This window comes from Streptomyces sp. NPDC022910 (assembly GCF_055561075.1).
Map to the genome: position 1 here is coordinate 20196 of NZ_JBVHHL010000054.1, position 24650 is coordinate 44845.

Here is a 24650-nt window from a genome sequence, read left to right on the forward strand (position 1 = left end):
CACGCCACAGAAACCGCCCGGCACGAACCGGGGCCTCCACCCCACACCCGACCCCAGGCCACGCCACAGAAACCGCCCGGCACGAACCGGGGCCTCCACCCCACACCCGACCCCAGGCCACGCCACAGAAACCGCCCGGCACGAACCGGGGCCTCGCCCCGGCACCCCCCGCCCCAGGCCACGCCACAGAAACCGCCCGGTGCGCCCGTGCTTCTCACTCCCTCGTGATCCGTACCGTCCACGCCCCGGACGCCGTCTGGTCCTCCACCTCGACCCGGACCCCGGTTCCCGGCACCGTGAAGCTCTCGCCGACCGACACCGGGGCGTCCGCGAGGGCGGGATAGACCGAGTTGCCCAAGCACGCCGAGGACTGCGGATGGGCGTCGAGCACCTCGATCGGGCCGCCGCCGGACCCGGTCTCGCTGCGGACGCGATAGACGAGGACACCCTCCAGGCAGACCGCGCGGTCGTTGCCCAGCGCCCCGCGCGCCTCGATGGCGAGCACGCTGTCGGCTCCCGTCCGCACGACCGCCAGCTTCGTGCCGCGCCCCGAACCGAACGCCTCCACGCCGGGCCCGAGGACCTTCGTCCCAGGGCTGCCCGCCGCACCGGTCGCCCCGGGCCTGAAGGCCGTGCCGGCGTTCACCGGCACCTGCGGCACCCCGGTCGGCCTCGCCTCCAGCGACTCCAGCGTCACCCTCGTGACGGCGCCCCGTACGCACACCACCTGGCGTGGGTCCAGCCAGCCCAGTTTCCACTTGTGCCAGGCGAACAGATCCGGCGCCAGTCCGAACTGGCTGCCCATGAGGTCCCAGTCGCCGACATAGGTGTCCCAGTCGCCCTTGCCGTCGACGGGACGGTGGTAGAGGTCGGGCAGGTCGAAGGTGTGACCCGTCTCATGGGCGAGGACGAGCCGGTCCGGCGGGTGCTTCTCGAAGACCGTGACCACCCGGCGGATGTCCTTGCCGTCGGCGCGCAGCGGCTTGTCGAGGTTGACCACCTTCGTGGCGTCCGAGTCGACTCCGGGCGCGTCCGGATCGGCCACGAAGTACACGATGTCGTACCGCGAGAAGTCGACGCTCTTGTCCGACACGGCGAGCGCGTCGCGCAGGTACGCGGCACGGCGCCCTGGGTCCCAGTCACGCTTCATGGCGTACCAGGTGGACGGGCGGGGCATCCGGATCCAGCGCCTCACCGGATGCGGGCGCACGGTGAACCGGCCGTAGGAGGCACGTTCGAAGAATCGGCTGGTGGACGGGAAGTAGTCGGCGGTCAGCTCGGCCGGCGTGGTCGCCGGCCGTGCATCCGGGAAGGACAGGAAGACCATGACCCCGTCCAGCGGGCGGATGGGGCGCGTGTAGGCGGCGTTCCAGGTGTCGACACCCTCGGAATGGTGCGCGCGGCTGCGCGTGAGTTCGCAGGGCGCCGCCGTCGGATCGGCGAGCGCGGGCCCCGTGATGAGGGAGGTCGCGACCAGTGCCGCCATCGACGTGGCCACGGACGCGGTCCTGCGCAGGACGGGCACCCCGCCCCGGAAGGGCTTTTTCGGGGCGTCCCGGGTTGGCCCCGTGACGGGGAGCGGACATGGCACGTCGACCTCCGGGCGCGGTTCCGGGAACTCCGCACCCAGCCTTGTCCTACTTGTATGACTACGCCCTGTTTGCCTGCCCCAGAAGGGTGAGACGCCGTCAGCCGGGGGAAAAGCCAGAGGGGAACCGCGACGGCCGAGGGAGGGGCAGTGCGGGGCGGGAGCGCAGGACGGCGCACGCGCAGCGAGGGGGCGGCCGACGTGGGCCGACGCCCCGAATACTCACACAACGTCACAATCGAGGGCGGCCTGATAGACGGGGGTCCGCTCGGGGCAGAAACGATCTGTCAGAACATGTGCACGTTCCGGGACACCGGACAGCGGCTGGTAGGCCCCTGGGCCAGCCTCTATGATCGGCACACTTTCCTGCACGAACACGGCTTGTACGGCCGCTCACCACGCGGCCGTCGACCCCGACGAGACCCACGAGATCCGTACGAAGAACGAGTGCACTGCGGGAGCGAGCGGTGAGCGGAACGTCCGAAGGGCCGGCGCCCGCGGCAGACCTCGTCAGCCCGGCCGTCACAGACAGTCACATGACCATGTCATCCGGTACGTCCCAGCCACAGCTCCTCCCCGGAGCGCATCCGCTTCCGCCGGCCACGGATCCACCGCCGCCGCCCCCCGCCGCGGTGTCCCAACCCGCTTCGCTCGGTGCCGCATTCACCGCAGCACCGCTCGCCATGGCGGTCGTCGACCGGGAGGGCCTGGTCGTCACCGCCAACGAGGCGATGGGATCGCTGCTCGGCACCAGCACCGAGGGGCTGGCCGGGAAGGTCGCCGCCGATCTGGTGGACCTGTCCTCGGACGCGCGCACCTGGCACGCGTACCGCGAGGTGCTGCGCGGGCGCCAGGCCCGGCTGCGCTGCACGCGCCGCCTCAAACATCCCGACGGGCACTCGCTCTGGGTCCAGGTGACCGTCACACCGCTGCCCGAGTCCGAGAGGGCCGTCGTGCTCTCGGTCGCCGACATCAGCGCCCGGCGTGAACTCCAGGCCCGGCTGCGCCATTTGCAGATGCACGACCCGGTCACCCGGCTGCCCAACCGCACGCTTTTCTTCGAACGCCTGTCGACCGCGCTGGAGGCGGAGTCGTACGAGGAGAGCGGCACCGGCCGGATCGGGCTGTGCTACCTGGACCTCGACGGCTTCAAGGCCGTCAACGACACGCTGGGCCACCGCGTCGGGGACCGGCTGCTCGCGGCCGTCGCCGAGCGCCTGACACGCTGCGCGGACGAGGCCGGCCACGCGAGGCCGGCCACTCCCCTGGTGGCCAGACTGGGCGGGGACGAATTCGCCCTGCTCGTCGAGGACTCGACGGGCACCGACCAACTCGCCGACCTGGCCGAGTCGGTGCTCAGGGCGCTCCAGGCGCCCTTCGACCTGACCGGTCAGCGCCTGTCCGTGTCGGCGTCCATCGGCGTCGTGGAACGGCACGCGGCCGGGACGACGGCGACCGGTCTGATGCAGGCGGCCGATACGACGCTGTACTGGGCGAAGGCGGACGGCAAAGCCCGCTGGACCCTCTTCGATCCCGAGCGCAACGCCCACCGCATGACCCGTCAGGCCCTGTCCTCCGGTCTGCGCCCGGCGATCGAACGGGGGGAGTTCGCCCTGGAGTACCAGCCGCTCGTGGGGATGGAGGACGGACGGGTGCGTGGGGTCGAGGCGCTGGTGCGCTGGCATCACCCGCAGTTCGGCACGCTGACGCCGAATCGGTTCATCGGATTGGCGGAGGAGGACGGCTCGATCGTCCAGCTCGGGCGCTGGGTGCTGAGGACCGCCTGCCGTCAGGCGCGCCGCTGGCAGCTCGAGCGCCCGGACGAGACGCCGATCTTCGTCAGTGTCAACGTGGCGGTGCGTCAGGTGTGGGACTCCGACCTGGTGGCCGACGTGGCGGGGACACTCGCGGAGACGGGGCTCGCCCCGCATCTGCTGCAGTTGGAGCTGACCGAGTCCGCGGTCATGGGCTCGGCCGGCCGCCCGCTCCAGACGCTGAAGGCGCTCAGCGACATGGGGGTGCGCATCGCCATCGACGACTTCGGCACCGGCTACTCGAACCTCGCCTACCTCAGCCGGCTGCCGGTGTCGGTGCTGAAACTGGACGGATCGTTCGTGCGCGGATTCCAGTACGAGGGCACGGGCGCCCATCCGAACCCCGCCGACGAGGTCATCGTCGAGGCCATGATCCAGCTCGCGCATCGGCTGGGTCTGACGGTCACCGCCGAGTGCGTGGAGACCTCCGCGCAGGCCACCCGTCTGCGCCGGATCGGCTGCGACACCGGTCAGGGGTGGCTGTACTCGCGACCCGTGCCGCCGGACCGCATCTCCGAGCTCGTGGAAGCGGATGCCTGCCACCCTTCGTGAACGGGAGGCCGCCGTCCCCCGTGTGACGGCGCCCTCCCGCGCTCAGTCGGCCGGCAACCCGTAGGCGTCCGCGATCAGTTCGTACGAGCGCACGCGCACGTCCGCGCCGTGGGCGTTGGCGGTGAGCATCAACTCGTCGGCGCCGGTGCGCTTGTGAAGGTCGTCGAGGCCGGAGCGGACCTCGTCCGGCGTGCCGTGGATGACGTTCGCGCTCCAGGAGTCGAAGAACTCCTGCTCCAGCGGGCCGAACTCATATGCCTCCGCCTCCTCCGGGGTGGGAACGAGGCCGGGGCGGCCCATGCGCAGCCGGAGCATGTTCAGGGCGGCGGCCCTCACCTGGCGGCGGGCCTCCTTCTCCTCGTCGGTGGCGAGGGCGGCGACGCCGATGAGGGCGTACGGGGCGTCGAGGACGGCGGAGGGACGGAAGGACTCGCGGTACAGATCGAGCGCCGGGATGGTGTTCTGCGCGGAGAAGTGGTGCGCGAAGGCGAAGGGCAGGCCGAGCATGCCGGCCAGGCGGGCGCTGAAGCCCGAGGAGCCGAGCAGCCAGACCGGCGGCCGGTGCGGGGACTGGACGCCGCCCTGAGAGGTGGCCTGGACCGGGCCCGGGACCGCGTGGATGCGGGAGTAGGGGTGGCCGTCCGGGAAGTCGTCGTCGAGGAAGCGGGTCAGCTCGGCAAGCTGTTGGGGGAAGTCGTCGGCGCCCTCGTTCAGCCGGTCGGTGCGGCGCAGCGCGGCGGCCGTGGCGCCGTCGGTCCCGGGGGCGCGGCCCAGGCCCAGATCGATACGGCCCGGAGCCATCGCCTCCAGGGTGCCGAACTGCTCCGCGATGACGAGCGGGGCGTGGTTGGGCAGCATCACTCCGCCCGAGCCGAGACGGATGCGGTCCGTGTGGGCGGCGAGGTGGGCGAGGATCACGGCGGGCGAGGAGGAGGCCACGCCCGGCATGGAGTGGTGCTCGGCGACCCAGAAGCGGTGGAAGCCCCGGGACTCCGCGAGTCGCGAGAGCGCGACGCTGGTGCGCAGGGCGTCGGTCGCGGTTCGGCCCGCACCCACCGTGACCAGGTCAAGTACGGACAGGGGAACGGGGGCGGAGCCCTGTGCCGTGCCTCGGATCTCGTCCACCGAACTGCCTCCTGCGTGCGCGTCGCTTCTTCTCGCGACAAAACAGGAGGCATTCCCCGGTTATTCCCGGCGCCCTCGCCGGGGTCGGGGCGTCACACCTGGACGATCGGCTCCCTGGTGAACAGGGCGCCGAGGTTCGGGGCGTTCACGCGGCGGTCCACCAGGCGGAGGGCCTCCCACACCGTGACCTGGTTCGCCGTGAGTACCGGCTTGGCAAGCTCCTTCTCCAGGAGCGTCAGGTGCGCGGCCGTGTGCAGTGCCGTGTCGGGGAGCAGCACCGTGTCGGCGTCGGCGTGATCGCCCCGGTGGGCGAGCGCCAGCACCTCCTTCGCCCCCCAGCCGGCCACCTCCCCCGCCGTGGCGGCCCCCGCGGCGTGGACCGACACCACCTCCACCTCCGCCGCCCGCAGGAACGCGGCGAACAGGTCCGCCAGGTCGTCCGGGTACGTCGCCGCGATCGCCACCCGTTGCGCCCCGACCTCCCGCACCGCGTGCACAAAGGCGAACGAGGTGGCGGAGGCCGGCATCCCGGCCTTGCGCGCGAGGGAGCGCACCTGCTCGTGGGCGCCCTCCCAGCCGTGCACGAAGCTCCCGCTGGTGGACGCCCAGACCACCGCCTCGGCGCCCGCGAGGCGCAGCTCCTCGATGCCCGACGCGAGCCGCTGCGGTGAGCCGATCTCCCGCAGCGCGTCCACGCGGTGCGTGTCCTCCCCGGCCTCGGTGTGCACGAGGTCCACCCGGACGTCGCTGGCCAGCAATTGCTCGATACGCGGATAGTCGTCCTCGGCGTAGTGGCCGGGGTAGAGGAATCCGAGTGCGGTCATGCCCAACCTTCCTGTTCTTCCGGCAGTACGGGACCCTGACGTGCCGCCTTCCCACTGCCTCGGGGGCGTGGGAGGCTCCCCCAGCAGAGCCTGACGGGGACCCGCCGCCCGGGTACCCAAGTGACGCAGAGCCGCCCGCATCCTCACCTGGTTGGCCGAGAGGACGTCCCTCACGGCGCCTTCCCGAAGCAGCGGACCCGTAACGCCGAAACGACGACGTCCGGGGCGTTCCGAGTGTGTTGACGGCGGTGGTTCCGGCTGCGACTGTGGTCAATCCGCGCATGTCAGACGCCCGGCCGGCCGCTGTCGGCCGCCGCCGAACGGAGACCCGGTTCCCGCATGACCGCTCCCCCGCCCGGCCGCCCTACCCTGCTCGTCCTGGACGCCGAGCCGCTGCCCCGGCTCGGCCGGCTCACCGGTCGGGTGCGGATCGAGCACGCGGACGCCTCGACACTCGCCGAGCGGCTGCCGTACGCCGACGTCCTGCTCGTATGGGACTTCGCCTCGCGGGCGGTGCGCGACGCCTGGCCCGGCGAGGGCCCACGACCGCGCTGGGTGCACACCGCGAGCGCGGGCGTGGACCATCTGATGTGCCCCGAACTCGCCGCGTCCGACACGGTGGTGACGAACGCGCGCGGCGTCTTCGACCAGCCGGTCGCCGAGTACGTGGCCGCACTCGTCCTCGCGATGGCCAAGGACCTGCCGCGGACGTGGGACCTGCAGCGGGAGCGGGAGTGGCGGCACCGCGACACGACGCGGGTCGCGGGCACGCGCGCGTGCGTGGTCGGCTCCGGGCCGATCGGGCGGACGATCGCCCGGACGCTCAAGGCACTCGACGTGACGACGTCGATCGTGGGCCGCGTCCCGCGCACCGGCATCCACGGCCCGGCCGACCTCGACCGGCTGATGGCCCGCGCCGACTGGGTGATCGCTGCGGCGCCGCTGACCGAGCAGACGTCCCGCATGTTCGACGTCCGCCGCTTCGGCGTGATGCAGCCCTCCGCCCGCTTCATCAACGTCGGGCGCGGGCAGCTGGTGGACGAGGACGCACTGGCCGAGGCGCTGGCGAAGCGATGGATCGCGGGCGCGGCCCTGGACGTTTTCCGGCACGAACCGCTCACCCCCGACAGCCCGTTGTGGCGCGTTCCGGGCCTGCTCGTGTCCCCCCACATGAGCGGCGACACGATCGGCTGGCGGGACGAGCTGGGCACCCAGTTCGTCGGGTTGTACGAGCGTTGGGAGGCGGGGAAACCGCTGGTGAACGTGGTGGACAAAGTACGCGGATACGTTCCCGGCCACTGAACGCCCGCCGGCCGCAGTCGTGGCTGGTCAGCGCGGGGCGGAACGGAACGACAGCCTCCGCGCGGAGCGCCCCCGCCGGGGCGGGGCCGAAAATCGGCCGGAATACATCGCATGGGCCGGGGTAGCCGCGCGCCCATGGCTCCACGACGGACGAATGACCCAGGGAAACCCGGAACCACCAGACGGTCACTACTCGTCGGCGTCGCCGCGTTCGGCGCGCTCGGCGCCGCCGGCTGCAGCCGCGTGGCCACGGCGTCGACCACGCGCGGCGGTGATCTGCTCAGCCGGCTCAAGGCCCAGGGCGTCGTCCGCCTCGGCATCGCCGGCGAGATCCCCTTCGGCTACATCGACAAGGACGGCGAGCTCACCGGTGAGGCCCCGGAGCTGGCGAAGGTCATCTTCAGACGCCTCGGCGTCGACCGGGTCCAGCCCGTGCCGACGGAGTTCGGCTCGCTCATACCGGGGCTGAACTCACAGCAGTTCGACGTCGTCTCCGCCGGGATGTACATCAACCCGGAACGTTGTCAGCAGGTCATCTTCTCCGACCCCGACTACCAGATGCTCGACTCCTTCGTCGTGCGCAAGGGGAATCCGAAGGGTCTGCACAGCTACAAGGACGTCGTCGAGAAGAAGGCGAGATTCGCCACCGGCACCGGATACGCGGAGATCCAGTACGCCGTCGAGGCCGGCTACAAGGAGAGCGACATCTTGATCGTCCCCGACCAGGTCGCCGGGCTGAACGCCGTCGAGGCCGGGCGCGTCGACGTGTTCGCCGGGACCGCGCTCACCACCCGTGAGGTCGTCAAGAAGTCCCGCACGGCGGAGGCCACGAAGCCCTTCGCCCCGCTCGTGAAGGGCAAACCGCACATCGACGGCGGCGGCTTCGCGTTCCGACCCACCGAGACGCGACTGCGGGACGCCTTCGACGCCGAGCTGAAGAAGATGAAAGCGAGCGGCGAACTCTTCCGCATCCTGCGGCCGTTCGGCTTCACCAAGGCCGAGATGACCGACATGACCGCGAAGGAGCTGTGCCGCGGATGACCTCGGGACTCTGGGAACTCGTAATCAAGGGCATCTGGACCACCGTCCAGCTTCTCGTGCTCAGCGCGCTGCTCGCGACGGCCGTCTCCTTCGCCGTCGGCATCGCGCGCACCCACCGGCGGTGGGTGGTCCGCTTCCTCGCGGGCTTCTACACCGAGGTGTTCCGCGGCACCTCGGCGCTGATCATGATCTTCTGGGTGTTCTTCGTGCTGCCGCTCGCCTTCGGCTGGCAGCTGGTGCCGATGTGGGCGGGCACGCTCGCACTGGGGCTGACGTACGGGGCGTACGGCGCCGAGATCGTGCGCGGCGCCCTCAACTCCGTCGACCCGGCGCAGCGTGAGGGCGGGATAGCGCTCAGCTTCACGCCGTGGCAGCGGATGCGGAAGATCCTGCTGCCGCAGGCGGTGCCGGAGATGATCCCGCCGTTCTCCAACCTGCTGGTCGAGCTGCTCAAGGGCACCGCGCTGGTCTCCGTCATGGGCATGGGCGACCTGGCGTTCAGCGGCAACCTGGTGCGGCTCGCACTGCAGGAGAGCGCACAGATCTACACCTACATCCTGCTCATCTACTTCGTGATCGCCTTCCTGCTCACCCGGCTCATGCGGGGCCTCGAGAACCGGCTCAAGGCCGGGGTCGGCAAGGCTCCGCAGCCCGCCCTCTCCGTACGGCGATCCGAGACGACCACGGTGGGAGGCGGTGTCTCGTGAACTGGGACTGGGGTGCCGTCCGCGACTTCATGCCGCACTTCTGGGACGGCCTGCTCGTCACCCTCCAGGCGCTGGCCCTCGGCTCGCTGATCTCGTTCGTCCTCGGTCTCGGGTGGGCGCTGCTGATGCGCACGCCGACCCGGTGGGTGCGCTGGCCGGTGGGGATCGTCACCGAGTTCATCCGTGACACCCCGCTGCTGGTGCAGCTGTTCTTCCTCTTCTACGTGCTGCCCGAGTGGGGGCTCACCTTCTCCGCGCTGACCACCGGTGTCGTCGCCATCGGCCTGCACTACTCGACGTACACGATGCAGGTCTACCGCGCCGGCATCGAGGCGGTGCCCGCCGGCCAGTGGGAGGCGGCCACCGCGCTGAGCCTGCCGCAGCGGCGCACCTGGACGGCGGTGATCCTGCCGCAGGCGATCCGCCGGGTCGTACCTGCGCTCGGCAACTACGTGATCTCGATGCTCAAGGACACGCCGATGCTGATGGCCATCACCGTCCTCGACATGCTCGGTGATGCGCGGCTCTTCTCACAGCAGCACTTCCAGTTCACCGAGCCGCTCACCGTCATCGGTGTGGCCTTCGTCCTCATCTCCTATCCCGCCTCCCTCCTCCTGCGAGCCCTGGAGCGACGCCTTGTCCGCTGACACCCCCCTGATGAAGGAACCCGACGCCCACACGAACCCGCCGGCGGCCACCGGCGAGCTGATCCGTTTCGACAAGGTCACCAAGTGCTTCGGCGACCACACGGTCCTCGACCGGCTCGACTTCTCGGTCGACGCCGGCAAGCACGTCACGCTGATCGGTCCCTCGGGCTCCGGGAAGACCACGATCCTGCGTCTGCTGATGACCCTGACCAAGCCCGACGAGGGCACGATCACGGTCGCGGGGCAACGGCTCTTCCCCGCCCCCGAGAGGCAGGTCCGGGAGATCCGCAAGAACATCGGGATGGTCTTCCAGCAGTTCAACCTGTTCCCGAACATGAAGGTGCTGCGGAACATCACCGAGGCGCCGGTCACGGTCCTCGGTCTGTCGAAGGACGAGGCCGAGCAGCGGGCACGCGAGCTGCTCGACCTGGTGGGGCTCAGCGACCACCTGGACAAGTACCCGAGCCAGCTCTCCGGCGGACAGCAGCAGCGCGTCGCGATCGCCCGGGCCCTGGCGATGCGCCCGCAGGTGCTGCTGCTCGACGAGGTCACCTCCGCGCTCGACCCGGAGCTGGTCGCGGGGGTCCTCGACGTCCTCCGTGACATCGCTCACACCACGGACATCACCATGCTCTGTGTGACCCACGAGATGAACTTCGCCCGGGACATCTCGGACCGGGTCCTGATGTTCGATTCCGGCCAGGTCATCGAGGCGGGCACCCCGGAGAAGATCTTCAGTGAGCCCGAACAGGACCGCACCCGGGAATTCCTCAGCGCGGTCCTCTGACCACGAGAGGTGAGAACAGCGATCCCGCCCGGTCAGGGCGGTCGGTTCATGACCTGGGCATATGCCAGAGTGGCGCGTTCCTGCTGAGGGTGCCGATCAAGCCACAAAGTTCGTCAACACCCGCTCCCCAAGCAGCCCTTGAGCCGTATCGTGGAGGCAGCCAAGCTGTCCCGAGAACGGCCCAAAAAGCGCAGGGGGAGACCGTGGCGCTGACCCATGAGCCGACCGCCCCGTACCACTCGGCCCAGGACGCGCTGCGCGTCCTGGAGACGGTGGCGCGGCGCCCGACCGGCTTCACCGACACCGAGCTCGCCCGCCGCACCGGTCTCCGCGCCCAGCGGCTGGCCTCACTCCTGCGCATGCTGCGCAGGGAGGGCTACGTCGAGCAGACCGCCGACGGCGCATACGTCGCCGGCGCCGCCCTCAGTCGGCTCGGCTCCGCCCACGGCCGCGAGCAGGCGTTGCGCGAGCAGCTCCAGCGCACCCTCGACGGGCTGCGCGACTCGGTCGGCGCCGCCGTCTACATCAGCCGCTACGTCGACGGCGAGGTGCGGGTCACCCAGTGCGCCCAGAGCCCGTCCACGCCCGCCGTGCACGAGTGGGTGGACTTCCGCTCCGCGGCCCACGCCAGCGCGGCCGGAAAGAGCCTGCTCGGGCAGCTCGACCTCAACGGCCGCCGGGACCACCTCGCCCGGCACAAGATGGCCCGGCTCACCTCCCGCACGATCACCAGCGAGAAGGTCCTGCTGTCCCGCCTCGACGCCCACCCGCCGACGGTTCCGGTCCTCGACCTGCAGGAGTACGCGGTGGGCACGGTGTGCGCGGCCGTCCCGATCACCGCGGGCTCCTCGGCGGGCTGCCTGGCGCTGTCCCTGCCGGTGGAGCACGCGCACCGGCTGCGACAGGCGGCGGACCGGCTGAACAGGGGGGCGGCCCCCGTGCTCCTCTCCCTCGCCATCTGAGGGGGGTCACAGGCACCCCTCCGGACCAGGTAGTATTTCTTTTGTCGGCGGACGCGAGAGCGAAAGACGACGGAGTCTGCGCCGCTAGCTCAGTTGGTTAGAGCAGCTGACTCTTAATCAGCGGGTCCGGGGTTCGAGTCCCTGGCGGCGCACGGACGAGAGGCTCCTCGCGAAAGCGAGGGGCCTCTTCTCGTCGTACGGCGGCTATCGCCCGAGCAGTTCCTCGCGCCCCCGAGCCCGGTACTCGGCCACGAGTCCCGCCACGTCCTCTTCCGTGAGTCTCCGGTAGGCGCCGTCCCCCGGTGGCCGCCACCACACCGGATCCGCGCACCGGAACCCCTCCCGTCGCAGCCCCACCCGGTGGATCTTGTCGGTGGCGGTGACCGGCATCCGGTCCACGAGCCGCACGAAGCGGATCACCACCACCGCCCCGGTCAGCGCGACGGCCATGATGAGGCACGGCACCACGTAGAACAGGTAGTCCATGTTTCCCCCGAGTGCGGTACGACTCCACGCACGCCGTCATGATCATGCCGACGTGCGTGGAACGTACCCGCCCGGGAGGCCGGCCCTCCTCAAGGGAGGCTCAGAAAGCGGTCCCGGAACGGATTCGGGACAGGGCACCGGTCAGAACGTGACGTCCGCGCACGAGTAGAACGCGTTGGCCGTGTCCGCGATCGTCCACACTCCGAGGATGATGTGGTGCCCGCTCAGCCCGGTCGGCAGGGCGCCGGTGTGGGTGAGCGTGGACGGCGGACGCTGACCGTTGTACGGGACCGTCAGGAACGGGGTGGTGTTCAGATCGGCCCGGGTCAGGGCGTGGTTCTGGTTCCAGCCCTGCTTGGTGACGTAGTACTTGAAGTCGGTCGTCGCGTGCGAGGCGGTGAACTGCCAGCGGAACGTGTAGCTCTGCCCGCCGGTCACCCTGGTCGTCGGCCACGCCCCGCCCGAGGGCGTCCTGGGCTGGTCGAGCGCGCCGAAGTTGGTGTGGTTCGCCGAACATATCTGACCGTCGTTCGGCCCCGCCGCCGGGAAACCCTTCGGACCCTCGACGCTCTGGGGCTCCCATTGGATGTCGCCGCAGCCGGTGACGATGCCGCCGTTCGCGGCGCACATCTTCTGCCGGCTGAGGGGCTGGTCGGTGTAGCCGTGGGCGCTGGCACCGCCCGTGGAGAGCACGAACGTGCCCGCGGTGGCGAGGCCGAGCACGGCCGCGTACCACTTCGCCTTCCTGGTCGTACGGTTGCGCATGCTGCCGCTCCTGAAGGATGTGGGGAGTTCCTTGAGCCGTACGCGCGCGTTCAGGTCTAGACCAAGTCCCAGATTATTGCCGCGAGTTGAACATGTCCATACCAATGCGGCTCACTTTCATGCCCCGTCGCCGGTCCGCCCCGTGTAGAACGCGACCGTCAAGTCCTTCACCAGCGCCTTGCGCTCGTAGTCGTCCAGTTCGACCAGGCCCCGCGTGGTCAGCCGGATCACCGTGTCCTCGACCGAGTCGACGAGCGAGCTGAGGACCGTGTCACGGTGCTGCACGTCGAGCGCGGCGATACGGCGGCGCTGCATCCGTGCCGCGACCTCGGGGGCGTACTCGATCCGGGTCGGCTGCACCGAGAACACCTCCAGGCCGGCGGGCTCCGCCTCCGCGGCCACCAGTCGGGTCAGCGCGTCACCGACCGCCTCGACGTTGCGCAGGCTCACGATGGCCGTCGTCCCGGGCAGATCGGCCGGCACCTGCGGCAGCACGCGCGCCAGCGCCGACTCGACGCACTCCCGCAGATAGGTCTCGTGGTCGTCGATGCCGAGTACGGCGCGCGCGGTGTCCCTGACCCGCCAGGTCAGCAGCACGATCACATGCAGCGCGATCCCGTTGGCGTCGACCGCGGGCATCGGCTCGCTGCGCCAGTGCCGCAGCCGCACGTCGGCCCGGCGGCGCATCACCAGCGGGTTGACCCACATCAGGCCGGTGCGGCGGATCGTGCCCCGGTAGCGCCCGAACACACTGAGCACCCAGGCGCGCCCGGTGTGCCCCCGCATGAGTCCGCCGAAGCCGAGCAGGAAGACCGTGCCCGCGCCGACGAACGCGCCCAGTTGCTGAAGCCCCAGCCCCACGGCGGGGGAGGCCGGAAGCCTCAACAGGTCCACCGCGGCCGGCGACAGGAGGCCGGCCCACCATGCGACGACCCCGCTGCCGGCCGCACCGGCGAGACCGGCCAGCACGCCCAGCACCCCGGGCAGCACCCGGGCGGGCCGTTCGACCAGGTCGGGGTCCGGGTCCGGGGGCTGCCGGGCCGGCGGGGCGGGCGGGCGCAGCCTCGGCTGCTCGCCCGTGCCGAGCCGCCGCCCCACCACGGTCGTGGTGACCGGCAGCGGACCGGTGTCGGGGTCCTCACGGAACAGCATGTGGACGGGGATCTCGGTGGTCGACTCGCCGTGGATGAGCCGGGCGTGCCGGGCGTCGGCGTCGTCCGGCACCCCTTCGGACTCCGGGTTCTGCGATGTCGTCGTGCTCATACGTGCCTCCATGCCTCCGCGCCGGGAAGTTTCGTGATCGGGCGCGTCGCAATACGGACCGGAAGGGGAGAGAAGAGAGGGGAAAGGGGGCGACAACGGGATCAGGAGAACAGGCGCCGCCAGGTCTCGGGCCCGGGGTAGCCGTCGGCCTCACCACCGCGCCAGCCCTGGGCGCGCTGGAACGCCTCGACGTTCCGCCGGTCCCGCTCGCCCCAGCGCGGCCCGGGCCCGCCGGTGTAGTGCTTGCCGAACCCCTTCTTGATCAGCCGGCGGCCCAGCTGGGTGACGTACGGGTTCTCCGCGCCCGGCCGGAACTTCCCGAGGCCCGGATAGCCCGGCATCCCGTCCCGGGAGACGGCCCGCGATCCGGCGGCTGCGAGGGGGGTCCCGGCCGCAGGCATGTCCTCGCCCTCCTTCCGCGCCAGGGACCAGGCCGTCGGATCGGGCAGCGCGACCGCGCCCGGACCGGCCAGGGCACCGCCCGGGTAGCCGAGGGACGCGGCCGGTACGTCGACGGTCACCGGCGACTGCGCGGCGTCGCTTTCGGTGCTCGCCTTGCTCTCGACGAGGTTCTTGTAGCGGTAGGGCACATAGCGGCTGGAATTGCTCCAGTACGCGTACGGGGTGGCCCGCTTCCGAGCCGCCGGCGGGGTCTCCTCGTAAGCGGTGTAGTGCGTGTGTGTGTAGTCCGTCCAGCCGCCGAAGAGGACCACGTGCGATCCCTTCTCCGGGTTGGCGACATTGTGGAAGAGGAGGATGTCACCGGGCTGCAGCTCCGCCTTGGTGATGCGGACGCCGAACTTGTCGAGGCTGCCCGTCCATTCGTTGGTGCCGAGGTTCCAGGCCATCGACACGTAACCGGAGCAGTCCTGCCGGTAACCGTCCGACCAGTAGTCGTCCATGCTGTACGGAACCTTGGCCTGGACCCACTTCTTGGCCCGGTTGATGATCTCCGTGCGGGTCGTCTTGGGTGCCGAGGCCGCGGCCGGTGCGCCGACGGGGCCGTGCAGCGGCGCCGTGCGGCCCTGAGGAGTGTCCGGCGACTGATCATCTGCCGGGGCAACCGGGCGATGCGGTGCATGGGCCGCCGCGACGGCGGGCATCGCCTGGCCCACGCCGAGCACGGTGCCCGCGGCGGCCGCCAGCGCGAAGGCCCTGCGGGCCGTCAGTCGGCCGTCCCGCCCTGAGCGGGAGCAAAAGGGCAGGACGCGGCGCCGGTGAACACAGCCGGGGCAGTCGCAGCCGGTCATGGGATCGAATTCCTCGAACACCGGAGTCTCCATGCGACGTCCGTCACACTCCTTGTCGGCAGCGGGGGTGTTTTTTCCTGTTTTCTGCATGTACGTCACTTTTCCCAACTATGCACCGGAATCGAAGGATGACGGTCCAAATGATGTACGCGTGCCGTTCCTCCGGGGGTACGGGGCACGGCCGGACGGGGGCCGTCATGGGCACCGGTGGCCGGGAGCACCCCTCGGCGTCGGGTAGAGTTTTCGGGTCAGCAGGCGCCGCTAGCTCAGTTGGTTAGAGCAGCTGACTCTTAATCAGCGGGTCCGGGGTTCGAGTCCCTGGCGGCGCACGACCGGAAAGGCCCCTCGCGCAAGCGGGGGGCCTTTCCGTATCCGCTCGCACCGTGGGGACCACGCCGATTGGCCGGATCCCCTCCGGCCACGGCGCGCGACCTGCAAGAGCGGATCAAGAAGCTCATCATCGACCGCCGGCCGCCCTCGGGCGCGGTGCTGCCGACCGAGCCCGAACTGATGGCACTGCTCGGCGCCGGCCGGAGCTCCGCGCGTCGCCGGGCACCACCGGGGCGAGGACAGCCTGCTGGAGCTCCTCGAACTGCGCGAGGCGGTGGAGACCGGACTGATCTCGCGGCTGGCCGGCCGTATGCCGGAGCGGGACCTCGCCGAACTGGACGCGCTCGTGGACCGCATGGCACGGGAGGCCGTACAGGGGAAGGGGCCTCGCCGAGACCGATCGCGCCTTTCACGCCACCCTCTACCGAGGGCTGGGGAACGCGCTGCCGAGCGAGGCACTGGAGGCCTTCTGGGACGCCTTCCACCGTGTCCGCACGGATCTGGTGGATGTGCCGCAGGCCCCGAAGGTCACCTGCCGGCAGCACCGGGAGATCCTCGACGCCGTACGGTCCGGGGATTCCGTACGAGCGGAACAGGCCATAAGGGACCACTTCCTCAACATCCGTACATGACTGACCACAACCGCACCAGTAGATTCCAACAAGCGTCCCATTAAGCCGGTATAACCGGTAAACAGCGCGTTTCGCTCTTGCGATCATGCCGGACGCCATAGAACCCTGGGCTTCAAGGGACTGCCGGTGCACGGCAGTTGGGGGCAAGGACCGGTTGTGCCACGCGGGGACGGGGGCCCCGGCCGCAAGGGACGCCGAGGGGGGCGTTCATGCAACCGGGAGGCCGCGCCTTCCGTGTCGACATGGAGACACGGCGAAGCCGGCCAGTCACTGATCGTCCGCGAGGCCGAGGGGGGCCTCGCGCGGGCGGAATGACCGACACACACACGCAGTCGTGCGTGCGGGGGGATGACTCATGACGTCGACGCCGACGGGCGCCCGGCAGGACTTCGACCCGTCAGAGACGACCGAGCCAAGGGCGCCGTCGCACCGGACCGGCCACACAGGCAGCATCCACCGGCTCCGGAAAACGCTGCCCAGATACGACTACGAGCACTACAGCAGGCTGGCGGGACCCCTGACACAACCGGATCCTGCCAAGCCGTACAAGGTCCAGTACCGCTCGCTCCTTTCCCAGGAGCCGCACCGCGTCCGCGCCGCCCTGATGCTGGGGGCGGCGCCACTGCTCTCGCTGGTCCTGCTCGCCTGGCTGCTCCAGCCCGAGCACTGGACCGAACGCCAGTACCCGACCTACGACTTCCTGCCCGCCCTCGATGCGGTGATGCTCGTCTCGATCGGTCTGATCGAGTTCTTCCGCTGCATGAACGTGCTGTCGAACGCGCACGCCACACTGATCGCCCGCGACCCCGTCCCGGTGGTGCCCGAGACCGGCACGAGAGTCGCCTTCATCACGACCTACGTTCCCGGCAAGGAACCGCTGGAGATGGTGACGAAGACCCTGGAGGCGGCAGTCCGGCTGCGTCACCGGGGCCTTCTGCATGTATGGCTCCTCGACGAGGGCGACGACCCGGAGGTGAAAGCGGTCTGTGCGCGCCTGGGCGTGCACCACTTCACCCGCAAGGGCGTCCCGGAGTGGAACCAGTCCAAGGGTCCGCACCGCGCCAGGACCAAGCACGGCAACTACAACGCCTGGCTGGAGGCGCACGGGGACGACTACGACTACTTCGCCTCCGTCGACACCGACCATGTGCCCCTGCCCAACTACCTGGAGCGGATGCTGGGCTTCTTCCGCGACCCGGACGTGGGCTTCGTCATCGGCCCGCAGGTGTACGGCAACTACGACACCTTCGTCACCAAGGCCGCCGAGTCGCAGCAGTTCCTCTTCCACGCCCTGATCCAGCGGGCCGGCAACCGCTACGGCGCCCCGATGTTCGTCGGCACCTCCAACGCCGTACGGATCAAGGCGCTCAAGCAGATCGGCGGTCTGTACGACTCGATCACCGAGGACATGGCGACCGGTTTCGAGATACACCGCCACAGGAACCCGGCCACCGGGAAGAAGTGGAAGTCCGTCTACACCCCGGACGTACTCGCCGTCGGCGAGGGCCCCGGCGCCTGGACGGACTTCTTCACCCAGCAGCTCCGCTGGTCGCGCGGCACGTACGAGACGATCCTCAAGCAGTACTGGAAGGGCTTCTTCTCGCTGTCACCGGGCAGACTCTTCAACTACACGATGATGATCGTCTTCTATCCGATGTCGGCGCTCAACTGGATCCTCGCGGCGCTGAGTTGTGTCCTGTTCCTCGGCCTGGGCGCCTCGGGTGTGAACATCGACCCCACCGTGTGGCTGATGCTCTACGGCAACGCGTCGGCGCTGCAGATCGGCCTGTACGTCTGGAACCGCCGGCACAACGTCTCCCCGCATGAGCCGGAGGGCTCCGGCGGTGTGGCCGGCATGGTGATGTCGGCGCTGTCCGCACCGGTCTACGCCCGCTCTTTCATGGACGCCGTGCTGCGCCGCAAGAGCAGGTTCGTGGTGACTCCCAAGGGCGATTCGACGAGCCCCGACACGTTCTTCGGGACCTTCCGGATCCACCTGTTCTTCATTCTGGTCTTCGGCGGCTCGATCGTCGCCGGCCTCCTCCTCGGCCACTCCCACCCCGCGATGATCACCTGGGCCTCGATCGCCCTGCTCATCACGGCCTCGCCCGTCTTCGTGTGGCGCTGGACCCTGCGGCTGGAGAAGAGGAGGCCGGCCGCCGCCGAGGAGCCGCAGGACGCGGCGGTGGTACCGCAGCCGGCCGGCGCACACACGCCGGGGATGCGGCCCCCATGGAACGGCCACGCGGGCAATGACCAGACCATGCAGATCGCCCTGGGGGGACACAACAAATGAATGACCAGGCCGGCCGCCGTCGTGCCCGCCGTCTCGCGATCGGCACGGCGGTGGTCCTCGCACTGGCCGGAATGAACGGACCGTGGCTGTACCGCTTCGGATCGGAGCGCTACCACGACTACACGATCAACAAGCCCGAGTACAAAGCCAGGAACGGGCACTGGCAGATCGTCGAGTTCCCCGAGGAGTACCGCCAGGACACCATCCACGCGGTACTCCTGCACACCGGGAAGGTGCTGCTCGTGGCGGGCTCGGGCAACAACCAGGCCAACTTCGACAAGAAGCAGTTCGACTCCCGGATCTGGGACCCGGTCAAGGGCACGGTCAAGAAGGTGCCGACGCCGAGCGACCTGTTCTGCACGGGTCACACCCAGCTGGCGGACGGCAAGATCCTGATCGCGGGCGGCACCAAGCGCTACGAGAAGTTGAAGGGGGACGTCACCAAGGCCGGCGGCCTGATGATCGTCCACAACGAGAACCCGGACAAGCCGATCACGCTGCCCGCGGGCACGAAGTTCACCGGCAGGGCGAACGGGAAGACCTTCGTGTCCAAGGACCCCGTCCTGGTGCCACGCGCGAAGAAGGTCTTCGACAAGAAGACCGGCAAGTTCCTGCGCAACGACCCGGGCCTCGGCCGCATCTACGTCGAGGCGCAGAAGCGCGGCTCCGCCTACGAGACCGGCACCCAGGACAACTACCGCGTCCAGGGCCTGACCGGCGCCGACGCGCGCAACACCTACGGCATCGCCCAGAAGCTCGCTCTCGACAAGAAGGACTTCCAGGGCATCCGGGATGCCTACGAGTTCGACCCCGTGGCCGAGAAGTACATCAAGGTCGACCCGATGAAGGAGGCCCGTTGGTACCCGACGCTCACCACCCTCAGCGACGGCAGGATCCTCAGCGTCTCCGGACTCGACGACATCGGGCAGCTGGTCCCGGGCAAGAACGAGATCTTCGACCCGAAGACCGCGAAGTGGACGTACACGCCGAAGATCCGTCAGTTCCCGACCTACCCGGCGCTGTTCCTGATGGAGAACGGCAAGATCTTCTACTCGGGTTCGAACGCGGGTTACGGTCCGGACGACGTGGGCCGCGCCCCCGGCATCTGGGACGTGGAGAGCAACACGTTCACCGAGCTGCCCGGGCTGAGCGACGCCACCATGATGGAGACGTCCGGCACCGTGCTGCTGCCGCCGGCCCAGGACGAGAAGTACATGGTCATCGGCGGCGGCGGGGTCGGCGAGTCCAAACTGTCCAGCGACAGGACGCGGCTGATCGACCTCAAGGCGAAGAACCCGCGCTTCGTGAACGGGCCGGCGCTGGAGAAGGGCACGCGCTATCCGCAGTCCTCGATCCTGCCCGACGACACCGTGCTGGTGTCGGGCGGTTCGGAGGACTACCGGGGACGCAGCGAATCGAACATCCTCCAGGCGCGGATCTACCACCCGGACACGAACACGTTCCAGCGGGTCGCCGATCCCCTGGTCGGCCGCAACTACCACTCGGGCTCGATCCTGCTGCCCGACGGCAGGGTGATGTTCTTCGGCTCGGACTCGTTGTACGGCGACCGGGCCAACACCAAACCCGGCGTCTTCGAGCAGCGCATCGAGATCTACACACCGCCGTATCTCTACCGGGACGCCCGACCCTCCGTGTCGGGCGGGCCGCGGACCATCGCCCGCGGCGCCTCGGGCACCTTCACCTCGCAGCACGCGTCGGCGATCAAGAAGGTCCGGCTGATCCGGCCGAGCGCGTCCACACATGTCACGGACGTGGATCAGCGCTCGATCGCGCTGGACTTCAAGACCTCCGGGAACAAGATCACGGTGACGGTCCCCAAGAACCGCAACCTCGTCCAGTCCGGGTGGTACATGCTGTTCGTCGACGACGATCAGGGGACGCCGTCGACGGCGCAGTGGGTCAAGGTGCCGTAGGGTCCTCCCGCTTCCGCGCCCCGTACGGGGCGCGGAAGCGGCGTCACTTGGACGCCTTCGCCAGCTTCAGTGCGTAGGCCGGCCACCAGTCCCCGGCCTTCGGGCCGCCCTTGCAGGTGCCGTCCGACTCACCCGGGCGCTTCACCCACAGGTACGCGTCCACCAGCGGATCCGCGGTGCTCGTCGTCGGGGCCTCGCCCAGGGCCCGCCCCGGCGGATTGCACCAACGCTGCTGCGGATCGCCGCTCCTGTAAGGCCCGTTGCCGTTCCGGCTGGTGTCGATCACGAAGTGCTTGCCGCCGGTCTTCGCTGACAGCTGCTTGCCGTATGCGATCGAGTCCTGTGTCGAGTAGAAGTTGGAGACGTTCACCGCGAAGCCGTCCGCCCGGTCGACGCCCGCCTGCTGGAGCGGCTGGAAGATCTGGTCGGGGTGCTGCCAGCCCGCGTTGCCCGCGTCCAGGTACACCTCGGTGTTCTTCAGCGCCCCGAGCTTGGCGATCGCGCCCTTGAGGAGGTCGTACCGCTCCTCGTGGAACTCGTCCGGGGTGCAGCCGTCCACCATGTGCAGCACCGCGTCCGGCTCCAGGATCACCGTCGTGTGCCGGTCCCCGATCCCCTGGGCGACACCCTCGATCCACGCCCGGTACGCGTTGCCGTCCGCCGCGCCGCCCTGCGAGAACTGCCCGCAGTCGCGGTGCGGGATGTTGTAGAGGACGAGAAGCGCCGTGCGGTCCGCCTTCGCCGCGGCCTGCGTGAACCCCTGCGCCTGCGCCTCGGGGTTCTCCGGTCCGATCCACTCTCCCGTCGGCTGCTCGGCGATCTTCCTGATCTGGTCCGCCTCGGCCGGCTTCCCGGCCTTGTCGTAGGCGGCGACCTGCTGCGCCGCGTTCCCGTCCGGGTTGACCCAGAACGGGTCCGAGGCCTTCGGCTGCTGGGTGATCGTCCCGCCCGAGCGGCCCGCTTCCCCTTCCCCGTCTTTGTCCCCGGAGGAGGAACACCCGGCCAGCAGTAGAGCGGCCCCCACCGCCGCCGCGGCCGCGCGCGCCCCCGCACCCCTCGTCCCGTACATCCAACTCCCCCTTGGCTGTACCGCTTTGGGCGTACCGTCTTACGCACCAATCGTGACATACCGTCGCGCCGCCCACGAGATCGCGCGACCCTCGTCGGCGAGCTGTTACAGCCGGCCTCCGGGGCGCGTCACCGTCCGCTGCCCGTCAGATACGCCGACACGACCACGTTCGCCGAGTAGGTACGACTCGCCCGGTCATAGGTGCCGGCACAGGTGACCAGCCGCAACTCGGCCCGGCCCGGCTCCCGTGTCCCGTACGCCTGCCGCGCGTCGAAGCCGTCGCGGGGGACGACCTTGACGTCCTCGACGGTGAACTCGGCGACCCGCCCGTCGTCGCGGACCACGCGGACCATGGCGCCCGGCCGCAGACCGGCCAGCCCGTAGAAGACGGCCGGCTTGGTCTCGGTGTCCACATGCCCGACGAACAGCGCGGTCCCGACGGCCCCGGGTGCCACCCCCGCCTGGTACCACCCGACCACGCCCGGCTGGTCGTAGGGCGGCGCGTCCGGCGCTCCCTGCCGGTCCAGTCCGCGCGGCACGACCGGCGCCTGCACGCCCAGGTCGGGGATGTCGACGCGTAGTGGCACGGCCTGCCGCAACGGCGCGAGGGCGGGCGGCAGTTCGAGCTGCGGGGGCCGGCCGACAGCGGCCATGTCGCCGGTCATCGGCGCGGAGATCCCCTGGCGTACGTCGGTGACCTCACTGCCCCACTGCCACAGCCCCAGCAGCAGGACCACCCAGGCGACGCCCATCAACAGGCGGCCTGGGACGGAAGAACGCTCGTGCCCGGACATGGCTCACTCCCTGCCGCGTCCCCGGCGCGCGCCCCGGGCGACGACCGCGGCGAACGCGACCCCCGCGAGGACGAGGCCGATGATCGCATGCAGGGCGCCGGGCCCCGCGACCCTGGCGTCGGCGGACGAGGCGCGCGCGGTACCGCCGCCGCCCGCGTTCACCGGCGCGACCGGCGAGGAGGGGGCGGAGGGGCTGGAGGGCGCAACCGTGATGGTGGGCGACGCCAGGCCGCTCGGGGAAGCCGGACCGGTCGGGCCGGACGGCACGGAGGCCGTCGGTCCGCCGACGGTGACCACGCCCTTGACCTCCCAGCCGTCGCAGCCGACCGTCACGGCATAGGTGCCGGGTGCCAGCGAGGAGCGGACCCGGGTGTCACCGGTCAGCAGGCCGTCCTCGCCGACGAGCCGCGCGTCCGAGACGAACGCGTCCGATACCGCGGTGCCCGTCATGCCCGGGCAGCCCCGCACGGCCAGCCGGACGTCGGTGCCGGGCGCCGGGGACGCAGGGGTCAGCGAGACGCCCTGCTCGTCCGCCGCATACGCCGTGGGCGCGAGGGCGGCCGCGACAACGCTCCCAGCACAGAGAGTGAGCCGGAGTGAACCCATCGTGAACCTCCCGATACCAGGAGGCTCCCCCTTCGGGCACTCCGGCGCATCCGGACGGGACCCTCGACTACTCCGTACGAGGGTCCCACCCTGCGCCGTACGGGCCCCGGATCCGCCCCTCGCATCCGTACGGCCGCCCGAGTCGGACGGGCACGTCAGACGAGGTCGACGAGGTCCGCGATGGAGTTCACGACGTGGGACGGTCGGAAGGGGAACTGGTCGATGTCCTCGGGCGCGGTCAGCCCGGTGAGCACGAGGAAGGTCTGCATCCCGGCCTCCATGCCGGCCAGGACGTCGGTGTCCATGCGGTCCCCGATCATCGCGCTGGTCTCGGAGTGCGCCCCGATCGTGTTGAGCCCGGTCCGCATCATCAGCGGGTTCGGCTTGCCCGCGAAGTACGGCTTCTTGCCGCTCGCCTTGGTGATCAGCGCGGCGACGGCGCCGGTGGCGGGCAGCGGCCCCTCGGCGGACGGGCCGGTCTCGTCGGGGTTGGTGCAGATGAACCGGGCCCCGGCCCGGATCAGCCGGACCGCCTTGGTCATGGCCTCGAAGGAATACGTGCGGGTCTCGCCGAGGACGACGTAGTCGGGCTCCTGGTCGGTCAGGATGTAGCCGATGTCGTGGAGCGCGGTGGTCAGGCCGGCCTCGCCGATGACGTACGCCGTGCCGCCGGGGCGCTGGTCGTCCAGGAACTGGGCGGTGGCCAGCGCCGAGGTCCAGATGTTCTCGAGCGGCACGTCGAGACCCATACGGCTCAGCCGGGCGTGCAGGTCGCGCGGGGTGTAGATGGAATTGTTGGTGAGCACGAGGAAGGGCTTGCCGGACTCACGCAGCTTCTTGAGGAAGGCGTCGGCACCGGGGATCGGAACGCCCTCATGGATGAGCACACCGTCCATGTCGGTGAGCCACGACTCGATGGGCTTGCGCTCTGCCATGTGCGATCTCCTGCCGTACGCAAGGGGGAACCGGGGACGCCGCGACAACGGTCTGCGCCCGGCCCCAGCGTAATCAGGCCCCCGAGGCTGGATCCCGCCGGGCACCGTGCACGGCAGGCGGCCTCAGCGGCGCCTGCGCAACAGCAGGAGGGGAAGGCCCACGGCGAGGACAGCGCCGATCATGAGCAGCAGTCCGCCGAGCATTTTGCTCAGGCCGTGCGACTCCTGCGGCCCGGTGTTGGCCAGTTCCCCGGTGGCCGGGCTCTGCCGTGCGGCGGGCGACCGCGTCTTCCCTTCCGGGTCCGTGCGGGCGCCGGCGTGGTCGGCCGCCTCCGCGATGCGGAAACGGTAGTCGTTCGACTCACCGACCCAATCCCCGTCATTGCCGTGCCGTTGCACGATCGCGGCTTTCGCCACGACGTCGTTCGGGCGGGAGTCGGAGGTCAGCGCGAGCCGTACCTTCACGCTGAGCGTCCGCCCCGGGTCGACCGTGAAGCCGGGGAAGCCGTCGTCGAAGGGACCGACCAGTTCGGCCCGGTCGGTGCGTTCGAAGGTGACCGGGTGCGAGCGGTCTCCGTCGAAGAACTCCAGTTTGGGCTGAGTGACCGTCAGCACCCGCTTGGCGTCCACCAGGACGACCACCGGATGAATGGTGCCGCAGGGCTGCGCGGTCGTGTTCTTGAGGTCGATGAACCAGGTGCGGCCCGCGCCCCCGGCCTCGTACGTGCCGGGGCCGCCGCGGATGCGTGTGGTGAGGGGGAAGGAGTTGCCGGCGGACGCCGCGCACATGGGCCGCTGGTCGGCGGGGAGTGCGTGGGCGTGGACCGGGGGGAGGAGGGCGGTGACGGCGAGAGTGAAGAGCACCACCAGGGACAGTCGGGATCGTCGAGACAGTCGCATGAAAATATGACCAGCCATGGACGGCGGTCCCCGGAACACGC

At 70.1% G+C, this 24650-nt stretch carries 20 protein-coding genes, 2 tRNA genes and 2 pseudogenes; 12 read left to right on the top strand and 12 right to left on the bottom strand.

Translation table 11 applies throughout. The features are described 5' to 3' along the window. Positions 1–214: 214 nt before the first annotated feature. On the bottom strand, positions 215–1591 hold the full coding sequence (locus ACZ3TS_RS33745) for a M6 family metalloprotease domain-containing protein (RefSeq protein WP_467625507.1): 1377 nt from the start codon (positions 1589–1591) through the stop codon (positions 215–217). A 464-nt stretch (positions 1592–2055) separates the two neighbouring features. Here ACZ3TS_RS33745 and ACZ3TS_RS33750 point away from each other — a divergent pair, with 464 nt between their 5' ends. Next, a complete protein-coding gene (locus tag ACZ3TS_RS33750) occupies positions 2056–3954 on the top strand; it encodes a putative bifunctional diguanylate cyclase/phosphodiesterase (protein ID WP_467625511.1) in 1899 nt (632 codons plus the stop codon). A gap of 42 nt (positions 3955–3996) precedes the next feature. On the opposite strand, the gene ACZ3TS_RS33755 is transcribed toward ACZ3TS_RS33750, so the two are convergent. Together ACZ3TS_RS33755 and ACZ3TS_RS33760 are read right to left on the bottom strand one after the other, a co-directional pair. After that, complete coding sequence (locus ACZ3TS_RS33755) at positions 3997–5079, bottom strand: LLM class flavin-dependent oxidoreductase (protein ID WP_467625514.1); 1083 nt, start codon at positions 5077–5079, stop codon at positions 3997–3999. A gap of 92 nt (positions 5080–5171) precedes the next feature. Then, entirely contained in the window at positions 5172–5903 is a 732-nt protein-coding gene (locus ACZ3TS_RS33760) for a maleate cis-trans isomerase family protein (RefSeq protein WP_467625515.1), read from the bottom strand. 339 nt (positions 5904–6242) lie between these two features. On the opposite strand from ACZ3TS_RS33760, the gene ACZ3TS_RS33765 reads away from it, so the two are divergent. The 7 genes from ACZ3TS_RS33765 to ACZ3TS_RS33795 all read left to right on the top strand — a co-directional run bounded on the left by ACZ3TS_RS33765 (position 6243) and on the right by ACZ3TS_RS33795 (position 11501). Further along, the gene (locus ACZ3TS_RS33765; RefSeq protein ID WP_467625517.1) at positions 6243–7205 is read left to right on the top strand and encodes a D-2-hydroxyacid dehydrogenase; all 963 of its coding nucleotides are present in this window, start codon (positions 6243–6245) and stop codon (positions 7203–7205) included. 111 nt (positions 7206–7316) lie between these two features. Then, the gene (gene ehuB / locus ACZ3TS_RS33770; RefSeq protein WP_467625519.1) at positions 7317–8246 is read left to right on the top strand and encodes an ectoine/hydroxyectoine ABC transporter substrate-binding protein EhuB; all 930 of its coding nucleotides are present in this window, start codon (positions 7317–7319) and stop codon (positions 8244–8246) included. Then, complete coding sequence (gene ehuC, locus ACZ3TS_RS33775; protein WP_467625522.1) at positions 8243–8953, top strand: ectoine/hydroxyectoine ABC transporter permease subunit EhuC; 711 nt, start codon at positions 8243–8245, stop codon at positions 8951–8953. Before ehuB ends, ehuC begins: the two co-directional genes overlap by 4 nt. Then, positions 8950–9600, top strand: a complete 651-nt coding sequence (gene ehuD / locus ACZ3TS_RS33780) for an ectoine/hydroxyectoine ABC transporter permease subunit EhuD (RefSeq protein ID WP_467625524.1) — start codon at positions 8950–8952, stop codon at positions 9598–9600. Before ehuC ends, ehuD begins: the two co-directional genes overlap by 4 nt. 10 nt (positions 9601–9610) lie before the next feature. Then, positions 9611–10387 (top strand): ectoine/hydroxyectoine ABC transporter ATP-binding protein EhuA, encoded by a 777-nt coding sequence (ehuA, locus tag ACZ3TS_RS33785; protein ID WP_467625575.1) that lies wholly within the window; start codon positions 9611–9613, stop codon positions 10385–10387. Between the two features lie 203 nt (positions 10388–10590). Next, entirely contained in the window at positions 10591–11349 is a 759-nt protein-coding gene (locus tag ACZ3TS_RS33790) for an IclR family transcriptional regulator (RefSeq protein WP_467625527.1), read from the top strand. Positions 11350–11427: 78 nt separating this feature from the next. Next, positions 11428–11501 (top strand) — tRNA-Lys (locus ACZ3TS_RS33795). Between the two features lie 52 nt (positions 11502–11553). Here the strand turns inward: ACZ3TS_RS33795 and ACZ3TS_RS33800 are convergent. From ACZ3TS_RS33800 to ACZ3TS_RS33815, 4 genes and pseudogenes are all read right to left on the bottom strand, one after another. Beyond that, positions 11554–11766 (bottom strand): annotated as a pseudogene (locus ACZ3TS_RS33800) (acyl-CoA synthetase); the annotation flags it as partial. A 210-nt stretch (positions 11767–11976) separates the two neighbouring features. Further along, on the bottom strand, positions 11977–12600 hold the full coding sequence (locus ACZ3TS_RS33805) for a lytic polysaccharide monooxygenase auxiliary activity family 9 protein (RefSeq protein ID WP_467625529.1): 624 nt from the start codon (positions 12598–12600) through the stop codon (positions 11977–11979). Between the two features lie 117 nt (positions 12601–12717). Continuing rightward, positions 12718–13863 carry an SPFH domain-containing protein gene (locus ACZ3TS_RS33810; RefSeq protein WP_467625531.1) on the bottom strand — a complete coding sequence of 382 codons (1146 nt, stop codon included), beginning with the start codon at positions 13861–13863 and terminating at the stop codon, positions 12718–12720. Between the two features lie 101 nt (positions 13864–13964). Further along, the gene (locus tag ACZ3TS_RS33815) at positions 13965–15146 is read right to left on the bottom strand and encodes a peptidoglycan-binding protein (RefSeq protein WP_467625533.1); all 1182 of its coding nucleotides are present in this window, start codon (positions 15144–15146) and stop codon (positions 13965–13967) included. 222 nt (positions 15147–15368) lie between these two features. Between ACZ3TS_RS33815 and ACZ3TS_RS33820 the strand changes: the two genes are divergently transcribed. The 4 genes and pseudogenes from ACZ3TS_RS33820 to glxA all read left to right on the top strand — a co-directional run bounded on the left by ACZ3TS_RS33820 (position 15369) and on the right by glxA (position 20305). Further along, positions 15369–15442 (top strand) — tRNA-Lys (locus ACZ3TS_RS33820). 70 nt (positions 15443–15512) lie between these two features. Then, positions 15513–16075 (top strand): annotated as a pseudogene (locus ACZ3TS_RS33825) (FadR/GntR family transcriptional regulator). Between the two features lie 355 nt (positions 16076–16430). After that, positions 16431–18371 carry a glycosyltransferase family 2 protein gene (locus ACZ3TS_RS33830; RefSeq protein WP_467625534.1) on the top strand — a complete coding sequence of 647 codons (1941 nt, stop codon included), beginning with the start codon at positions 16431–16433 and terminating at the stop codon, positions 18369–18371. After that, entirely contained in the window at positions 18368–20305 is a 1938-nt protein-coding gene (glxA, locus tag ACZ3TS_RS33835; protein ID WP_467625536.1) for a radical copper oxidase GlxA, read from the top strand. Before ACZ3TS_RS33830 ends, glxA begins: the two co-directional genes overlap by 4 nt. Before the next feature lie 43 nt (positions 20306–20348). Here the strand turns inward: glxA and ACZ3TS_RS33840 are convergent, their stop codons facing one another. From ACZ3TS_RS33840 to ACZ3TS_RS33860, 5 genes are all read right to left on the bottom strand, one after another. Beyond that, positions 20349–21374, bottom strand: a complete 1026-nt coding sequence (locus tag ACZ3TS_RS33840; RefSeq protein ID WP_467625539.1) for a glycoside hydrolase family 6 protein — start codon at positions 21372–21374, stop codon at positions 20349–20351. Positions 21375–21502: 128 nt separating this feature from the next. Further along, positions 21503–22168 (bottom strand): class F sortase, encoded by a 666-nt coding sequence (locus ACZ3TS_RS33845; protein ID WP_467625542.1) that lies wholly within the window; start codon positions 22166–22168, stop codon positions 21503–21505. Between the two features lie 3 nt (positions 22169–22171). Further along, entirely contained in the window at positions 22172–22774 is a 603-nt protein-coding gene (locus tag ACZ3TS_RS33850) for a hypothetical protein (protein ID WP_467625544.1), read from the bottom strand. A gap of 155 nt (positions 22775–22929) precedes the next feature. Continuing rightward, entirely contained in the window at positions 22930–23709 is a 780-nt protein-coding gene (locus tag ACZ3TS_RS33855) for an HAD-IIA family hydrolase (RefSeq protein ID WP_467625547.1), read from the bottom strand. Between the two features lie 123 nt (positions 23710–23832). Further along, positions 23833–24609: a hypothetical protein gene (locus ACZ3TS_RS33860; RefSeq protein ID WP_467625549.1), complete on the bottom strand. Its 777-nt coding sequence runs from the start codon at positions 24607–24609 to the stop codon at positions 23833–23835. Between the last annotated feature and the right edge of the window lie 41 nt (positions 24610–24650).

Excerpts from the sequence above, each read along its gene's own strand:
- ACZ3TS_RS33855 (WP_467625547.1), bottom strand. The coding sequence starts at position 23,709 with ATGGCAGAGCGCAAGCCCATCGAGTCGTGGCTCACCGACATGGACGGT.
- ehuA (WP_467625575.1), top strand. The coding sequence starts at position 9,611 with ATGAAGGAACCCGACGCCCACACGAACCCGCCGGCGGCCACCGGCGAG.
- ACZ3TS_RS33845 (WP_467625542.1), bottom strand. The coding sequence starts at position 22,168 with ATGTCCGGGCACGAGCGTTCTTCCGTCCCAGGCCGCCTGTTGATGGGC.
- ACZ3TS_RS33830 (WP_467625534.1), top strand. The coding sequence starts at position 16,431 with ATGACGTCGACGCCGACGGGCGCCCGGCAGGACTTCGACCCGTCAGAG.
- ACZ3TS_RS33765 (WP_467625517.1), top strand. The coding sequence starts at position 6,243 with ATGACCGCTCCCCCGCCCGGCCGCCCTACCCTGCTCGTCCTGGACGCC.
- ACZ3TS_RS33760 (WP_467625515.1), bottom strand. The coding sequence starts at position 5,903 with ATGACCGCACTCGGATTCCTCTACCCCGGCCACTACGCCGAGGACGAC.
- ACZ3TS_RS33805 (WP_467625529.1), bottom strand. The coding sequence starts at position 12,600 with ATGCGCAACCGTACGACCAGGAAGGCGAAGTGGTACGCGGCCGTGCTC.
- ACZ3TS_RS33850 (WP_467625544.1), bottom strand. The coding sequence starts at position 22,774 with ATGGGTTCACTCCGGCTCACTCTCTGTGCTGGGAGCGTTGTCGCGGCC.
- ACZ3TS_RS33860 (WP_467625549.1), bottom strand. The coding sequence starts at position 24,609 with ATGCGACTGTCTCGACGATCCCGACTGTCCCTGGTGGTGCTCTTCACT.
- ACZ3TS_RS33840 (WP_467625539.1), bottom strand. The coding sequence starts at position 21,374 with ATGTACGGGACGAGGGGTGCGGGGGCGCGCGCGGCCGCGGCGGCGGTG.
- ACZ3TS_RS33815 (WP_467625533.1), bottom strand. The coding sequence starts at position 15,146 with ATGGAGACTCCGGTGTTCGAGGAATTCGATCCCATGACCGGCTGCGAC.
- ehuB (WP_467625519.1), top strand. The coding sequence starts at position 7,317 with ATGGGCCGGGGTAGCCGCGCGCCCATGGCTCCACGACGGACGAATGAC.
- ehuC (WP_467625522.1), top strand. The coding sequence starts at position 8,243 with ATGACCTCGGGACTCTGGGAACTCGTAATCAAGGGCATCTGGACCACC.
- glxA (WP_467625536.1), top strand. The coding sequence starts at position 18,368 with ATGAATGACCAGGCCGGCCGCCGTCGTGCCCGCCGTCTCGCGATCGGC.
- ACZ3TS_RS33810 (WP_467625531.1), bottom strand. The coding sequence starts at position 13,863 with ATGAGCACGACGACATCGCAGAACCCGGAGTCCGAAGGGGTGCCGGAC.